Source organism: Streptomyces aurantiogriseus (assembly GCF_014649375.1).
GTDB classification, from domain to species: Bacteria; Actinomycetota; Actinomycetes; order Streptomycetales; family Streptomycetaceae; genus Streptomyces; species Streptomyces aurantiogriseus.
The window spans coordinates 50,999-66,148 of the sequence record NZ_BMSX01000007.1 but is presented as its reverse complement, the minus strand read 5'-3'; the positions used below and the strand labels follow the sequence as shown (position 1 = coordinate 66,148).

The 15,150-nt window shown below is 72.2% G+C and carries 16 protein-coding genes; 12 read left to right on the top strand and 4 right to left on the bottom strand.

Features of this window, described 5'->3' with window-relative positions:
- The first annotated feature begins 1 nt into the window (after nucleotide 1).
- The 6 genes from dxr (at nucleotide 2) to IE263_RS16695 (ending at nucleotide 7,732) form a co-directional block, all read left to right on the top strand.
- The gene (gene dxr, locus IE263_RS16720; protein WP_189937140.1) at nucleotides 2-1,258 is read left to right on the top strand and encodes a 1-deoxy-D-xylulose-5-phosphate reductoisomerase; all 1,257 of its coding nucleotides are present in this window, start codon (nucleotides 2-4) and stop codon (nucleotides 1,256-1,258) included.
- Nucleotides 1,255-2,559 carry a M50 family metallopeptidase gene (locus IE263_RS16715; protein ID WP_506005095.1) on the top strand — a complete coding sequence of 435 codons (1,305 nt, stop codon included), beginning with the start codon at nucleotides 1,255-1,257 and terminating at the stop codon, nucleotides 2,557-2,559. The genes dxr and IE263_RS16715 overlap by 4 nt, the downstream gene beginning before the upstream one ends.
- 169 nt (nucleotides 2,560-2,728) lie before the next feature.
- On the top strand, nucleotides 2,729-3,886 hold the full coding sequence (gene ispG, locus IE263_RS16710) for a flavodoxin-dependent (E)-4-hydroxy-3-methylbut-2-enyl-diphosphate synthase (RefSeq protein WP_189937139.1): 1,158 nt from the start codon (nucleotides 2,729-2,731) through the stop codon (nucleotides 3,884-3,886).
- A 512-nt stretch (nucleotides 3,887-4,398) separates the two neighbouring features.
- On the top strand, nucleotides 4,399-5,247 hold the full coding sequence (locus tag IE263_RS16705; RefSeq protein ID WP_189937137.1) for a GNAT family N-acetyltransferase: 849 nt from the start codon (nucleotides 4,399-4,401) through the stop codon (nucleotides 5,245-5,247).
- Nucleotides 5,248-5,323: 76 nt separating this feature from the next.
- Nucleotides 5,324-5,887: a GNAT family N-acetyltransferase gene (locus IE263_RS16700; RefSeq protein ID WP_189937136.1), complete on the top strand. Its 564-nt coding sequence runs from the start codon at nucleotides 5,324-5,326 to the stop codon at nucleotides 5,885-5,887.
- Nucleotides 5,888-6,028: 141 nt separating this feature from the next.
- Nucleotides 6,029-7,732: a proline--tRNA ligase gene (locus tag IE263_RS16695; RefSeq protein WP_189937135.1), complete on the top strand. Its 1,704-nt coding sequence runs from the start codon at nucleotides 6,029-6,031 to the stop codon at nucleotides 7,730-7,732.
- 67 nt (nucleotides 7,733-7,799) lie between these two features.
- Here IE263_RS16695 and IE263_RS48575 read toward each other — a convergent pair whose 3' ends face one another.
- Nucleotides 7,800-8,222, bottom strand: a complete 423-nt coding sequence (locus tag IE263_RS48575) for a hypothetical protein (protein ID WP_229911036.1) — start codon at nucleotides 8,220-8,222, stop codon at nucleotides 7,800-7,802.
- Between the two features lie 45 nt (nucleotides 8,223-8,267).
- Here IE263_RS48575 and IE263_RS16685 point away from each other — a divergent pair, with 45 nt between their 5' ends.
- From IE263_RS16685 to IE263_RS16670, 4 genes are read left to right on the top strand one after another with little or no spacing between them, the layout of a single operon-like run.
- Complete coding sequence (locus IE263_RS16685; protein WP_189937134.1) at nucleotides 8,268-9,215, top strand: FAD:protein FMN transferase; 948 nt, start codon at nucleotides 8,268-8,270, stop codon at nucleotides 9,213-9,215.
- Complete coding sequence (locus IE263_RS16680) at nucleotides 9,212-9,817, top strand: ferric reductase-like transmembrane domain-containing protein (RefSeq protein WP_189937133.1); 606 nt, start codon at nucleotides 9,212-9,214, stop codon at nucleotides 9,815-9,817. The genes IE263_RS16685 and IE263_RS16680 overlap by 4 nt, the downstream gene beginning before the upstream one ends.
- Entirely contained in the window at nucleotides 9,814-11,028 is a 1,215-nt protein-coding gene (locus IE263_RS16675; RefSeq protein WP_189937124.1) for an NADH-ubiquinone oxidoreductase-F iron-sulfur binding region domain-containing protein, read from the top strand. The genes IE263_RS16680 and IE263_RS16675 overlap by 4 nt, the downstream gene beginning before the upstream one ends.
- Nucleotides 11,029-11,032: 4 nt before the next feature.
- The gene (locus IE263_RS16670) at nucleotides 11,033-11,248 is read left to right on the top strand and encodes a ferredoxin (protein WP_189937123.1); all 216 of its coding nucleotides are present in this window, start codon (nucleotides 11,033-11,035) and stop codon (nucleotides 11,246-11,248) included.
- On the opposite strand, the gene IE263_RS16665 is transcribed toward IE263_RS16670, so the two are convergent.
- From IE263_RS16665 to IE263_RS16655, 3 genes are read right to left on the bottom strand one after another with little or no spacing between them, the layout of a single operon-like run.
- Nucleotides 11,245-12,147, bottom strand: a complete 903-nt coding sequence (locus IE263_RS16665) for an aminoglycoside phosphotransferase family protein (protein ID WP_189937121.1) — start codon at nucleotides 12,145-12,147, stop codon at nucleotides 11,245-11,247. The genes IE263_RS16670 and IE263_RS16665 overlap by 4 nt on opposite strands.
- 54 nt (nucleotides 12,148-12,201) lie before the next feature.
- Nucleotides 12,202-12,708, bottom strand: coding sequence for a ferritin-like domain-containing protein (locus tag IE263_RS16660; protein WP_189937119.1), 507 nt, complete (start codon nucleotides 12,706-12,708; stop codon nucleotides 12,202-12,204).
- Complete coding sequence (locus tag IE263_RS16655; protein ID WP_189937118.1) at nucleotides 12,705-13,292, bottom strand: hypothetical protein; 588 nt, start codon at nucleotides 13,290-13,292, stop codon at nucleotides 12,705-12,707. The genes IE263_RS16660 and IE263_RS16655 overlap by 4 nt, the downstream gene beginning before the upstream one ends.
- A gap of 228 nt (nucleotides 13,293-13,520) precedes the next feature.
- On the opposite strand from IE263_RS16655, the gene rimP reads away from it, so the two are divergent.
- Complete coding sequence (rimP, locus tag IE263_RS16650) at nucleotides 13,521-14,051, top strand: ribosome maturation factor RimP (RefSeq protein ID WP_189937116.1); 531 nt, start codon at nucleotides 13,521-13,523, stop codon at nucleotides 14,049-14,051.
- Nucleotides 14,052-14,053: 2 nt separating this feature from the next.
- The gene (gene nusA / locus IE263_RS16645; protein WP_189937114.1) at nucleotides 14,054-15,052 is read left to right on the top strand and encodes a transcription termination factor NusA; all 999 of its coding nucleotides are present in this window, start codon (nucleotides 14,054-14,056) and stop codon (nucleotides 15,050-15,052) included.
- Nucleotides 15,053-15,150: the final 98 nt, after the last annotated feature.

Genomic DNA, 15,150 nt, shown 5'->3' with positions numbered 1-15,150 from the left:
GATGAGCGACAGTCCAGCCCTCCTCGCCGACCCGCACCTCGTCTACGACCCCGTCGTGGGCGACGGCCCGAAGGACGTGGTGATCCTCGGCTCCACCGGGTCGATCGGCACCCAGGCCATCGACCTCGTGCTGCGCAACCCGGACCGCTTCCGGGTGACCGGCCTGTCCGCCAACGGCGGCCGGGTCGCCCTCCTCGCCGAGCAGGCCCGCCGGCTGCGGGTGCGGACCGTCGCGGTCGCCCGCGAGGACGTCGTACCGGCCCTGCGCGAGGCGCTCACCGCCGAGTACGGCACCGGGGAGCCGCTCCCCGAGATCCTCGCCGGACCGGAGGCGGCGACACAGCTCGCCGCCTCCGAGTGCCACACCGTCCTGAACGGCATCACGGGCTCCATCGGCCTCGCACCCACCCTCTCCGCCCTGGAGGCGGGCCGCACCCTCGCACTCGCCAACAAGGAGTCGCTCATCGTCGGCGGCCCGCTGGTCAAGGCGCTCGCCAAGCCCGGCCAGATCATCCCTGTGGACTCCGAGCACGCGGCCCTCTTCCAGGCCCTCGCGGCCGGCACCCGCGCCGACGTCCGCAAACTGGTCGTCACCGCCTCCGGCGGCCCCTTCCGCGGCCGTACCAAGGACGAACTGGCGCACGTCACCGTCGAGGACGCCCTCGCGCACCCCACCTGGGCCATGGGCCCCGTGATCACGATCAACTCCGCGACCCTCGTCAACAAGGGCCTGGAGGTCATCGAGGCACACCTTCTCTACGACATTCCCTTCGACCGCATTGAGGTGGTCGTGCATCCCCAGTCGTATGTCCACTCGATGGTTGAGTTCACGGACGGATCGACACTGGCGCAGGCGACGCCCCCCGACATGCGCGGGCCCATCGCCGTCGGCCTCGGCTGGCCCGCGCGGGTGCCCGACGCGGCGCCCGCCTTCGACTGGAGCAAGGCGTCGACGTGGGAGTTCTTCCCGCTCGACAACGAGGCCTTCCCCTCGGTGAACCTCGCCCGGCACGTGGGCGAGCTCGCGGGGACGGCCCCGGCGGTGTTCAACGCCGCCAACGAGGAGTGCGTGGAGGCCTTCCGCCGGGGCGCGCTGCCGTTCAACGGGATCATGGAGACCGTGACCAGGGTCGTCGACGAGCACGGCACCCCGCGCACGGGAACCTCACTCACCGTGTCCGACGTCCTCGAAGCGGAGACCTGGGCGCGGGCCCGGGCCCGGGAACTGACGGCCCAGACGGCGGAGGTCCGTGCATGACGACCCTGATGTTCATCCTCGGCATAGTGGTCTTCGCGTTCGGCCTCCTCGTGTCGATCGCCTGGCACGAGCTGGGGCACCTGTCCACGGCCAAGCTCTTCGGCATCCGCGTCCCGCAGTACATGGTCGGCTTCGGCCCGACCCTGTGGTCGCGCCACAAGGGCGAGACCGAGTACGGCATCAAGGCGATCCCCTTCGGCGGCTACATCCGCATGATCGGCATGTTCCCGCCCGGCGACGACGGCCGGATAACAGCCCGTTCCACCTCGCCCTGGCGCGGCATGATCGAGGACGCCCGCACAGCCGCGTACGAGGAGCTCAAGCCCGGCGACGAGACGCGCATGTTCTACACGCGCAAGCCGTGGAAGCGGGTCATCGTGATGTTCGCGGGCCCCTTCATGAACCTCGTCCTCGCGGTCGCCCTGTTCCTCACCGTGCTGATGGGCTTCGGCATCCAGCAGCAGACCACCTCCGTCGCCTCGGTCTCCCCGTGCGTCATCGCGCAGAGCGAGAACCGCGACACCTGCAAGTCCTCCGACCCGGCCTCCCCGGCCGCGGCCGCCGGCATGGAGAAGGGCGACAGGATCGTCTCCTTCGACGGCAAGCGCACCGACGACTGGGACACGCTCTCCGACCTGATCCGCGTCAGCGCCGGCCAGGAGGTGCCGATCGTCGTCGACCGCGACGGCAAGGAGCTCACCCTCCACGCGAAGATCGCCACCAACCAGGTCGCGAAGAAGGACTCCAGCGGCGCCTACGTCGAGGGCGAGTACGTCAAGGCCGGCTTCCTCGGCTTCAGCGCGGCCACCGGCGTCGTCAAGCAGGACTTCGGCGACTCCGTGACCTGGATGACCGAACGGGTCGGCGACGCCGTCGACTCCCTCGCCGCCCTGCCGTCCAAGGTTCCCGCCCTGTGGGACGCGGCCTTCGGCGACGGCCCGCGCGAGCCCGACTCCCCGATGGGCGTCGTCGGCGCGGCCCGGGTCGGCGGCGAGATCGCCACCCTCGACATCCCGGCCTCGCAGCAGCTGGCCATGTTCGTGATGCTGCTCGCCGGCTTCAACCTCTCCCTGTTCCTCTTCAACATGCTCCCGCTGCTGCCGCTGGACGGCGGTCATATCGCGGGCGCGCTCTGGGAGTCGCTGCGCCGCAACACCGCGAAGGTGCTGCGCCGTCCGGACCCGGGCCCGTTCGACGTGGCGAAGCTGATGCCGGTGGCGTACGTGGTGGCCGGGATCTTCATCTGCTTCACGATCCTCGTCCTCATCGCGGACGTGGTTAACCCCGTCAGAATCTCCTAGCCACACGGCGTTCAGGGGCGGCCGGACACCGACGGTGTCCGGCCGCCTTCCTATGGGTGCGTTGACGGGCGGGATGTGCTCGGGCCAGTGCCCGTGCCGTAATCTCGGAGGCCGGAGCCCGCTGCTCACGGGACCGGACCTTGATCCACGACTTGGGGTTGCACAGCAGATGACTGCGATTTCTCTCGGCATGCCGTCCGTTCCGACCAAGCTCGCCGAGCGCCGGAAGAGCCGGCAGATCCAGGTCGGCTCCGTGGCGGTCGGCGGTGACGCCCCCGTGTCCGTGCAGTCGATGACCACGACCCGCACGTCCGACATCGGCGCCACCCTCCAGCAGATCGCCGAGCTCACCGCCTCCGGCTGCCAGATCGTCCGCGTCGCCTGCCCCACCCAGGACGACGCCGACGCCCTGCCGGTGATCGCGAAGAAGTCCCAGATCCCGGTCATCGCCGACATCCACTTCCAGCCCAAGTACGTCTTCGCGGCCATCGAGGCCGGCTGCGCCGCGGTCCGTGTGAACCCCGGCAACATCAAGAAGTTCGACGACCAGGTCAAGGAGATCGCCAAGGCGGCGAAGGACCACGGCACCCCGATCCGCATCGGCGTGAACGCGGGCTCCCTGGACAAGCGCCTGCTCCAGAAGTACGGCAAGGCGACCCCCGAGGCGCTCGTCGAGTCCGCCCTCTGGGAGGCCTCCCTCTTCGAGGAGCACGACTTCCGGGACATCAAGATCTCCGTGAAGCACAACGACCCGGTCGTGATGATCGAGGCCTACCGCCAGCTCGCCGCCGCCTGCGACTACCCCCTCCACCTCGGCGTGACGGAGGCGGGCCCGGCCTTCCAGGGCACGATCAAGTCGGCGGTCGCCTTCGGCGCCCTGCTGAGCCAGGGCATCGGCGACACGATCCGCGTCTCCCTCTCGGCCCCGCCGGTCGAGGAGGTCAAGGTCGGCAACCAGATCCTGGAGTCGCTCAACCTCAAGCAGCGCGGTCTGGAGATCGTCTCCTGTCCGTCCTGTGGCCGCGCCCAGGTCGACGTCTACAAGCTGGCCGAGGAGGTCACCGCGGGCCTGACCGGCATGGAGGTCCCGCTGCGCGTCGCCGTCATGGGCTGCGTGGTCAACGGCCCCGGCGAGGCCCGCGAGGCCGACCTCGGCGTCGCCTCCGGCAACGGCAAGGGCCAGATCTTCGTCAAGGGCGAGGTCATCAAGACCGTCCCCGAGTCCAAGATCGTGGAGACCCTCATCGAGGAGGCCATGAAGCTGGCCGAACAGATGGAGGCGGCAGGCGTCACCTCGGGCGAGCCGTCGGTGTCGGTGGCGGGCTGAGAGGCCTTTCGAGCGCGGGGCGGGCCTTTCGGCGCTTGGCCGGGGCGACTCGGCGTGTCTCGGGCTCGGGAATGAGGGTGTCCGTCGGGGCGGACTGCTCGGTGCCGGTCCGGGCGATCTCGGCTGGTTCGGGGCTTGGGGTGGGCGGTGGCCGTCCCGAGCCTCCACCCGCCCCGAGGGGGGCGGACTGCTGGGTGCTGGTCCGGGCAATCTCAACGGGTTCGGGGCTTGGGTCGGTTCGGGGCTTGGGGTGAGCGGTCGCCGTCCCGAGCCCTCACCCACCCCGAGGGGGCGACTGCTCGGTGCCGGTCCAGGCAAACTCAGCCCGTCCGGCGTTTGAAGACGAGGCCCGTTCAGGGCCGAAGCGGGGGTCTGGGGGCGGCAGCCCCCAGGGACGGCACGGCAAGCCGACAGCCACTTGACAAACGAGCGGCAACCCCACAGGGCGGCACTGCCCAGCTTCCGCAGGTACAGTGCGGAGATCAGGCAGACCCGAGTGTGAGGCCCCGCACGTGTTGACGCAGACCACTTCCCGGGTCCTCGAACCGAGCGACCTGGACGCCGCGCTCGCCGTCCTCGACCGCGAGCCGGTCGCGAACGCCTTCGTGGCCTCCCGGGTGCAGGTCGCGGGCCTGGACCCGTGGCGGCTCGGCGGGGAGATGTGGGGCTGGTACGAGGACGGCATGCTGACGTCCCTGTGCTACGCCGGCGCCAACCTGGTCCCGATCTGCGCCACCCCCCGCGCCGTCCGCGCCTTCGCCGACCGCGCCCGCCGGGCCGGCCGCCGCTGCTCCTCCATCGTCGGCCCCGCCGACTCCACCGCCCAGCTCTGGCGCCTGCTCGAACCCCACTGGGGCCCCGCCCGCGAGGTCCGCGCCCACCAACCCCTCATGGTCACCGACCGCATGCCTGCCGACATCGCCCCGGATCCCTACGTCCGCCGCATCCGCAAGGACGAGATGGAAACGATCATGCCGGCGTGCGTGGCGATGTTCACCGAGGAGGTCGGTGTCTCCCCGATGGTGGGCGACGGCGGCCTGCTCTACCAGGCCCGCGTCGCCGAACTCGTCGGCTCCGGCCGCTCCTTCGCCCGTCTCGACGACAACGGCAGGGTCGTCTTCAAGGCGGAGATCGGCGCGGCGACCCCCCAGGCCTGCCAGATCCAGGGCGTGTGGGTGGCCCCGGAGCACCGGGGGAAGGGCTTGGCGATCCCCGGCATGGCAGCGGTCCTGCGCTACGCCCTGGCGGACGTGGCCCCGGTCGTGAGTCTCTACGTCAACGACTTCAACACGGCGGCGAGAAGGACGTACCGGAGGGTGGGCTTCCAGGAGGTGGGCGCCTTCATGAGCGTGCTGTTCTGAGCAGACGTTCGTCCTTCGACGGGCGCACACAACCCGCACCCCGCACACAACGGAAACCCCCCTGTAGGCTCCCGGCATGGACCTCGTCATCGGCCCCCTGGACCTCTCAGCCCACGTGGACGAGGCCCTGGCAGTCCAAGCCATCGCCTTCGGACTGGGCCCGGACGAGGTGGCCGTCCGCAGACAGATCGTCCTTCGCCACATGACGTACCCGGGGGCGAGAGCCTTCGGCGCGACAACCCGCGAAGGCCGCCTGATCGGCTTCGTCTACGGCATGCCCAACGACCGCACCCACTGGTGGTCCACCGTCGTGGAGCCCTACCTCCGGGCCCTGGGAAACGAAGCCTGGCTCGACGACTCCTTCGTCATCACGGAACTCCACGTCCACCCCGTCTACCAGAACCGCGGCGCGGGCCGGGCTCTGATCACCACCATCACGGACACCGCCGCAGAACCCCGCTCGATCCTCTCCGCGATCGACACGGAGAGCCCCGCGAGAGCCCTCTACCGCTCCCTCGGCTACCAGGACCTGGCCCGCCGCGTCCTCTTCCCCAGCGCCCCCCGCCCGTACGCGGTGATGGGCGCCCACCTCCCCCTGCTCCGCAAGCAAGGCCGCCCCGCGAGCCAGGCCGCTCCTTGAGTACGCCGCTCCCTGAGTACGCCGCTCCCTGAGCCAGGCCGCTCTTCGAGCAACGGATTCCCGGCAGACGGATTTCCGGCCGCACCGGGCTCCCGGCTAACCTCCTAGCCATCACCCTTACCCGGCAGGAGTACGAGAACCATGGCGAACGCACCGGTCCAGCGCATGTCCCAGTTGATGGCGAAGACGCTGCGCGACGACCCCGCCGACGCCGAGGTCCTCAGCCACAAGCTCCTCGTCCGGGCCGGCTACGTCCGCCGTACCGCCGCCGGCATCTGGACGTGGCTGCCGCTGGGCAAGAAGGTCCTCGCCAACGTGGAGCGCATCGTCCGTGAGGAGATGGACGCGATCGGCGCCCAGGAGGTGCTGCTCCCCGCCCTGCTGCCGAAGGAGCCGTACGAGGCGACCGGCCGCTGGGAGGAGTACGGCCCGGAGCTGTTCCGCCTGAACGACCGCAAGGGCGGCGACTACCTGCTCGGTCCCACCCACGAGGAGATCTTCACGCTGATCGTGAAGGACCAGGCGTCCTCCTACAAGGACCTGCCGGTCATCCTCTACCAGATCCAGACGAAGTTCCGTGACGAGGCCCGCCCCCGCGCCGGCATCCTGCGCGGCCGCGAGTTCCTGATGAAGGACTCCTACTCCTTCGACCTGGAGGACGAGGGCCTCGCGCAGTCGTACGCCCTGCACCGCCAGGCCTACCAGAAGGTCTTCGAGCGTCTCGGCCTCGACTACCGCATCTGTGCCGCGACTGCGGGCGCGATGGGCGGCTCGAAGTCGGAGGAGTTCCTCGCCCCGGCCGGCGCCGGCGAGGACACCTTCGCGGACTGCCCGAACTGCGACTTCGCGGCCAACACCGAGGCGATCACCTACGAGTTGAAGCCGGTGGACGCCGCCGACGTGCCCGCGGCCGAGGAGATCCCGACCCCGGACACCCCGACCATCGAGACCCTCGCCGCCTCCCTCGGCGTCCCGGCCTCCGCCACCCTCAAGAACCTCCTCGTGAAGGTCGACGACGAGATCGTCGCCGTCGGCGTGCCCGGTGACCGCGAGGTCGACCTGGGCAAGGTCGAGGCCCACTTCGCCCCGGCCACCGTCGAGTTGGTCACCGCCGAGGACTTCGTGGGCCGCCCGGACCTGGTCCGCGGCTACGTCGGCCCGCAGGGCCTGGGCGAGAAGGTCAAGTACATCGCCGACCCGCGCGTGGCCCCCGGCACGGCCTGGATCACCGGCGCCAACAAGGAGCACACGCACGCCAAGAACGTCGTCGCGGGCCGTGACTTCGAGGTCGAAGAGTACGTCGATGTCGTGGTCGTCCAGGAAGGCGACCCCTGCCCGAACTGCGGCACCGGCCTCAAGCTGGACCGAGCCATCGAGATCGGCCACATCTTCCAGCTGGGCCGCAAGTACGCGGACGCGCTGAAGCTCGACGTCCTCGGCCAGAACGGCAAGCCGGTCCGCGTCACCATGGGCTCCTACGGCATCGGCGTCTCCCGCGCGGTCGCGGCGCTCGCCGAGCAGACCGCCGACGACAAGGGCCTGTGCTGGCCCGCCGAGGTCGCCCCGGCCGACGTGCACGTCGTCGCCGCGGGCAAGGCCCTCCAGACCGAGCTGGCCCTCGAGGTCTCCGAGAAGCTGCGGGCGGCCGGCCTGCGCGTCCTGGTCGACGACCGGGCGGGCGTCTCGCCGGGCGTGAAGTTCACCGACTCCGAGCTGATCGGCGTACCGAAGATCCTGGTCGCGGGCCGCCGCTCCGCCGAGGGTGTCCTGGAGCTCAAGGACCGCAGGACGGGGGAGCGCGAGGAGCTGACGGTGGACGAGGCGATCGCCCGCCTGACGGCGTAAGCGCTCGTTGAAGGCTAAAGCAATTTAAGGGTTCTCTCAGAGACTTCTGCCGAGGCGTATGGGCGCCTCACAGACTTCTCTCAGACCGTTCCCCGACCGTAGGACGTGACAGAGCGTCACTACGGAGGGGAACGGTCATGGCGACCAGGGAAGAGGAACGGGGAGCCGCGGCAGCGGTCCGCAGAGGAGCCCGGCGGACGGCGGCCTTCGCCGCGGCCGTCACGCTGGCCGCGGCCGCCGGGGTGTTCGCCCTGATCGGCACGATGCAGGCGGACGCCACCACGACGGCGAGCAGCGGGACGAGTTCGAGCAGCGCCAACAGCTCCGGTGACTCGAGCAGCACGGACTCCGGCAGTACGGACTCCGGCAGCACGGACTCCAGCACCACCGACAGCGGCACGGACTCCTCGTCGAGCAGTTCGTCCTCGGACGACTCAAGCAGCGCAAGCAGCTCGGACAGCTCGTCCTCGGACAGCTCGAGCGGTCTCACCTCCTCCTCCGGCGGCTCCGCCGACTCCACCTCGGGGGCGTCGTGATGAGGACGACCACCGCCGCCGAGTGGCGCGCCCTCGGCACCACCGTCCGCGTGGTCGTCACCGACCCGGCCCTGCTGGAGTCCTGCAACCTGCTCCTCGCCCGGCACCTCGCCGAGGTCGACGCGGCCTGCAGCCGCTTCCGCGGCGACTCCGAACTGGCCGCGCTCGACGGCACGGGCGGCCGCCCCGTCCAGGTCAGCCCCCTGCTGGCCGAGGCCCTCGACGTCGCGCTGCGCGCGGCCGAGACGACGGACGGAGCCGTGGACCCAACGGTCGGCTCCGCGATGCACGCGATCGGCTACGACCGCGACTTCACCCTCGTCCGTGAGGACGACCGCCCGGTGCGGCTGACGGTCCGCCGCGCCCCCGGCTGGCGTCGGGTGACCCTCGACCGGAGGACCGGCACGGTCACCGTCCCCGAGGGCGTCCGCCTCGACCTGGGCGCCACCGCCAAGGCCTGGGCCGCCGACCGCGCCGCCCGCATGCTGGCACGGACCGCGGGCTGCGGCGTGCTCGTCAGCCTCGGCGGTGACACCGCAGTCGCCGGGGAGCCCCCGGCGGGCGGCTGGCAGATCCGCGTCCAGGACGTCACCGGCCCCGTCGACGAGATCCCGGGGCAGGGCCCGTACGCCACGGTCGGCCTGCACGGCGGCGGACTGGCCACCTCCGGTACGACCGCCCGCCGCTGGCGGCGCGGCGGGCAGGAGCTGCACCACATCGTCGACCCGCGCACGGGCCTGCCCGTCCGCTCCCCGTGGCGCACGGTCTCCGTCGCCGCGGCCACCTGCGCCGACGCCAACGCGGCGAGCACGGCCGCGCTGGTCGAGGGGACGGGTGCGGAACGCCGGCTGACCCGCCGGGGTCTGCCGGCCCGGCTGGTGGCGCAGGACGGGACGGTCGTCACCACCCCGGGCTGGCCCACCGCCGTCCGGGAGGCCGCCGCATGACCTCCGAGACCCTCTGGTACGCCAACCGCGCCACCGGCGCCGTCTGCCTCGTCCTCTTCACCGTCGTCGTCCTGCTGGGCATCGCGGTGCGACTCAGAGGCCGGCTCCCCGGCCTGCCCCGGTTCGGCACGATGAGCCTGCACCGCACGCTCTCCCTCTCCGCGACCGCCTTCCTGGCCCTGCACATCACCACGGCGATCGTCGACAGCTACGTGAACATCACCGTCGTCGACGTCCTCGTGCCCTTCGTCTCCGACTACCAGCCCCTCTGGCTCGGCCTCGGCACGGTCTCCCTCGATCTGATGTTCGCCGTCCTGGTCACCAGCCTCCTGCGCGAACGCCTCGGCCACCGTACTTGGCGGGCCGTCCACTGGCTGGCCTACGCCTCCTGGCCGGTCGCCCTCGTCCACGGCATCGGCATCGGCACGGACACCGGCACCGACTGGATGACCTGGCTGACCGTCGCCTGCGTGGCCACGGTGCTCGCCGCCTTCGGCGCCCGGCTGGCCCACGCCGTCCGCGCCGCCCGCCGCACCCCCGCAGCCCTTCTCCGCACCGCAGAAGGCGCCCGCCTCCGCACCGCCGAAGGAGCCCGCCCGTGACCGCGACCCTCCCCGACCTCCACATGTCCCCCCGCCTCCTCGCCCCCGCCGGCACCCCCGCCGACCTCCCCACCCACGAACAGCGCCACGGACCCCTGTCCCACGGCGACCCCGAGGCGGTCCTCCGCGCGGTCGCCGAGTCCGGCCTCACCGGGCGCGGCGGCGCCGCCTTCCCGACGTACCGCAAGCTGGTCGCCGTGGCCGAGGCCGGACGGCGCACCGGCCGCGCCCCGGTGGTCGTGGCCAACGGCGCGGAGGGCGAACCGGCGAGCCGCAAGGACCGCACCCTGCTGCACCGATCGCCGCACCTCGTCCTGGACGGCGTGCAGGTCGCCGCCCACGCGGTCGGCGCGCGGGAGGCGTACGTGGCCGTCGAGGACGGCGCGACCTGGCTGGAATCGGCCCTCGCGCAGCGGACCGACCCGCTGCCGGTCAAGGTGGTCCGGCTCTCCAAGTCCTTCCTGTCCGGCCAGGCTTCCGCGCTCGCACGGTTCGTCTCGGGCGGCGCCGCCCTGCCCACGCACCAGCGCCCGCCGGTCCGCGAACGCGGGGTGCACCGGGCCCCGACCCTCGTGCAGAACGTGGAGACCCTGGCCCACCTCGCGCTCATCGCCCGCCACGGCGCCGACTGGTACCGCACGGCCGGCACCCCGGCCCAGCCCGGCAGCGCCCTGTGCACGCTCCACGTCCCCGGACACGAACCGCGGGTCGTCGAGGCCCCGTACGGACTGCCGCTGGCCCGGCTGCTGCCCCTGCAGGGCACGGCGGCGGTCCTCGTCGGCGGCTACCACGGCACCTGGATCCCGGCCCGGGAGGCAGCTCAACTCACCGTGGATTCAAGTTATTTGGGCGCCGGAGTCCTCGCCGCGCTGCCTGTCGGCCGGTGCGGACTCGCCGAGACCGCCCGCGTCCTGCGCTATCTGGCCCTCCAGTCGGCCGGCCAGTGCGGTCCCTGCCTCAACGGCCTCCCGCGCATCGCCACCGCGTTCCGGACGTTGGCCACCCCCGGTCCCCAGGGCGCGGTCCGCCACGACCTCGCCCGCTGGTCCGGCCTCGTCGAGGGCCGCGGCGCCTGCCACCACCCCGACGGCACCGTCCGCCTGGTCCGCAGCGCCCTGACCACCTTCGCCGCCGAGGCCGACGCCCACGCCCACGGCCTGTGCACCGCGACCGACCACACGCCCCTGCTGCCCGTACCCGAGGAGAGCTGATCCCATGAGCACGGACCGGCACATCGACATCGACTGGACCGCCTGCCAGGGCCACGGCCTCTGCGCGGAACTCCTCCCCGAACAGATCACCCTCGACGAGTGGGGCTACCCACTGGCCGACGGCACCCCCGTCCCCCCGGGAGCCGTCGGACGCGCCCGCCGCGCAGCCGCCGACTGCCCGGTCCTCGCCCTCGAAGTGACTGCGGCGAAGGCGCGTTAGAGCCAGCCCGCGAACTCCAGCAACAACTCCGCGTCCCCCGCACGCCCCACCCGACGTGCCCGCACCCCGGACTCCACCGCCCGGAACAGCGTCCAGCCGCGCAGCCGCTCCTGGTCCACCTCCAGGGACTCCGCGAGCCGCTTCACCCGGCGCCGGGTCGTCGCCGCGCCGGACGGCGAGGCGATCAGGTCCTCCACCCGGTCCCGCACCAGCCGGGCCAGGTCGAAGGCGCACTCGCCGACCACCGGATCCGGCCCCACGGCCAGCCACGGCATCCGCTCACCGGCCAGCACCTTGCTCTGCCGGAACGTGCCGTGCAGCAGCCGGTGCTCGGGCGGCGAGGCCAGCAGCTCCTCGCGGGCCGCGAGCGCCGCGTCCACCAGCGGGGCCACCTCGGCGTCGGCGCTCGCCCGCATCGCCCGCGCCTGCCGCCCGGTCCGCTCGGCCACGCTCTCGAAGGAGTGCGCGCCGCTCTCATCGGGTGGTTCGACCCACAGCCGCCGCAGCGTCCCCGCCGCCTCCAGCAGCGCCTTCGCCTCCGGCAACGACCGCACCGACACATCGGGATGCAGCCGCTCCAGCACGAGCACCCCTTCCGTCACGGGACCCTCCAGCAGCTGTACGGCACCCAGGCCGCCCCAGTGCGCGAGCGCGGCCCGCTCCGCCTCCGGCCGGAACCGGGGCGGGGCCAGCTTCAGCACGGCCGGAGTCCCGTCGGCGTACCGCACCAGCACCACCAGGCTGCTGCGCCCGCCCGGCACCTGCACCCGCTCGACGGTCAACTCGCGTAGCGCAACGGCCCGTTGGACCGCCTCCGGCAGCTTCTCCAACCAGTCGTCACCGTCCGGTGCCGTCTCACCGAGCGCCCTGACCAGACGCTGCGGCGGTTCGAAAGCCATGCGCGAGTCGTCCCTTCCTGCTCCCGGTACCTCTGCCGTCATGTCGTCATGCCGTCATGCCGACGGTGTCGGCGAGCCCGCCTTCGTGGCAGAAGGCCCGGCGCCGGTGACAGCCGGATCCGCGGCCGTGCCGGCCCGCTCGGCGAGACCAGGGAAGGCTACGCTCCCGCCGCGCCAGCGCGCCGCCCGCACCGCCGCCTCCCGCAGCGCTCCGGCGGCCTCCCGGCGCCGCGCGTCACCGGAGGCCCGCACCAGGTCGGAGTACACCCCGGCCACCCGTTCCTCCAGCTCGGCCGCGAGCCGGACCGCCGCGGGGGAGTCCGGCACCGGGAACGGCAGCGCGTACGCGGCGCTCGCGGCGACCGGTTCGGCGCCCAGCGCGCGCACCTCGCGCGCCAGCGCGTCCCGGCGCGCGCGGTGCGCGTCGTACGCCGCCCGCGCCTCCGCGCGCCGGTCCTCGAGGATCCGCCCGCCGACGACCCCGTACCCGTACACCGCCGCGTGCTCGGCGGCCAGCGCCGCCTGGAGGGCCGCCAGTTCCCCGCTCTTCTTCTCGCTCATCGGGCCCCCTCCGTCAGCAGGTACGCGTGTGCCGCGCCGGCCGCCGCTACCGAGGCCAGCAGCCGCGCCAGCTCGCCCGGCACGTTCACCAGGGCCGCGACCCGCCGGTCGGCGAGCGCCCGCTCGGCGGCGGCGAGGCTACTGAGGGCGTCCTTCTCGCCCGCCGGGACGGCGGCAGGCGGGGCGGACGGATCGGCCGAGGCCGAGGCCGAACCGGACGCCGAAGACGACGGCGCCGAAGACGAGGACGCCGAAGACGAGGGGGAGGGCGTGGGCGAGGCCGTGGAGCCGGCGCCCCCGAACGCCGTCACGTGCCGCACAACCTCCGCCCGCAGCGGCGTCAGCCGCGCCGCCAGCGCCGGATGGACGGTCAGGACGGCGTCGTACCGCTCCACCAGCCCCGCGCTGTCCCGGGCCGCACGCGCGCGTGCCTGCTCCGCGACCGACGGGCTGCCGCCCGAGCTCTCCTCACCGGAGTCACCGCGCGAGGAGCAGCCCACGAGCAGGGCGGCCCCGGCGGCGGAGGCGAGCAGGGTTCTTCGGCGCGGCCCCGAGGGGGTGCGCGACGGCGGAGGGAACGGCACGGCAGACGTCCTCGGGGAACTCGTACGACAGAAATACCGATCACGGGCGGCACGCCCGTGATCACCGTACCCGCGCACCTGCCGGGCACCACTCATCGGCACCGCTCAGGCCCCGGGTGGCCGCCCGTCGGCCGCCCGGTGGACGGCAACACACCCCGCGACCGGATACCCTTTGACCAGACACGCGACCCATCCCACAACAGCACACGCGGCCGAGGAGTCACCCGGATGAGCACCACCCAGAGCGAGAGGCTGCGAGAACTGCTGGAACCGCTCGTCACCTCCCAGGGCCTCGATCTCGAAGAGATCGCCGTGGACTCCGTCGGACGCAAGCGCGTGCTGCGCGTCGTCGTCGACTCCGACACCGGTGCGGACCTGGACCGGATCGCCGATGTGAGCCGTGCGCTCTCGGCGAAGCTCGACGAGACGGACGCGATGGGCGCGGGCGAGTACACCCTCGAGGTCGGCACCCCGGGCGCGGAGCGCGCCCTCACCGAGCACCGTCACTACGTCCGGGCCACGGACCGCCTGGTGAAGTTCCAGCTCCACGAGGACGGCGAACTCGTCGCCCGCATCCTCACCGTGGACGACGAAGGCCTCGACGTCGAAGTGCCCGGAGTGAAGGGCCGCAGGCCCACCACCCGCAGACTCGCCTTCGCCGACATCGACAAGGCCCGCGTCCAGGTCGAGTTCGGCCGCAAGGACAAGCAGGACAACAAGCAGGACGAGAAGGACATGAAGGAAGAGGAGGAGGCGTAGCCGTGGACATCGACATGAGTGCCCTGCGGGGCTTGGTTCGGGAGAAGGAGATCTCCTTCGACCTGCTGGTCGAGGCGATCGAGTCGGCCCTCCTCATCGCCTACCACCGCACCGAGGGAAGCCGCCGCCACGCGCGCGTGGAGCTCAACCGGGAGACCGGTCACGTGACCGTGTGGGCGAAGGAGGACCCCGAGGACCTCGAGGAGGGCCAGGAGCCCCGCGAGTTCGACGACACCCCGTCCGGCTTCGGCCGTATCGCCGCCACCACGGCCAAGCAGGTGATCCTGCAGCGCCTGCGCGACGCCGAGGACGACGCGACGCTCGGCGAGTACGCGGGCCGCGAGGGCGACATCGTCACCGGTGTGGTCCAGCAGGGCCGCGACCCGAAGAACGTGCTCGTCGACATCGGCAAGCTGGAGGCCATCCTCCCCGTGCAGGAGCAGGTCCCGGGCGAGACGTACCAGCACGGCCTGCGTCTGCGGTCGTACGTCGTCCGGGTGGCGAAGGGCGTCCGCGGCCCGTCCGTGACGCTCTCCCGGACGCACCCCAACCTGGTGAAGAAGCTCTTCGCGCTGGAGGTGCCGGAGATCGCCGACGGGTCCGTCGAGATCGCCGCCATCGCCCGCGAGGCCGGCCACCGCACCAAGATCGCGGTCCGTTCCACCCGTTCGGGCCTGAACGCCAAGGGCGCCTGCATCGGCCCCATGGGCGGGCGTGTGCGCAACGTCATGGGCGAGCTGAACGGCGAGAAGATCGACATCGTCGACTGGTCGGACGACCCGGCGGAGATGGTGGCGAACGCGCTGTCACCCGCCCGGGTGTCCAAGGTGGAGGTCGTCGACCTCGCGGCCCGCTCCGCGCGCGTGACCGTGCCGGACTACCAGCTGTCGCTGGCGATCGGCAAGGAGGGGCAGAACGCCCGGCTCGCCGCCCGTCTGACCGGCTGGCGGATCGACATCCGACCCGACACCGAACAGACCGGCGACCAGCGCGGGGAATAGATCCAAGCCGCAGGCCGCTGAGATCACGTCAGTGTTCGCACGGCAACTGTTCGAATCCTGGCCCAAAGGGGTGAGGTCGGTACGGGGAGGTAGACTTA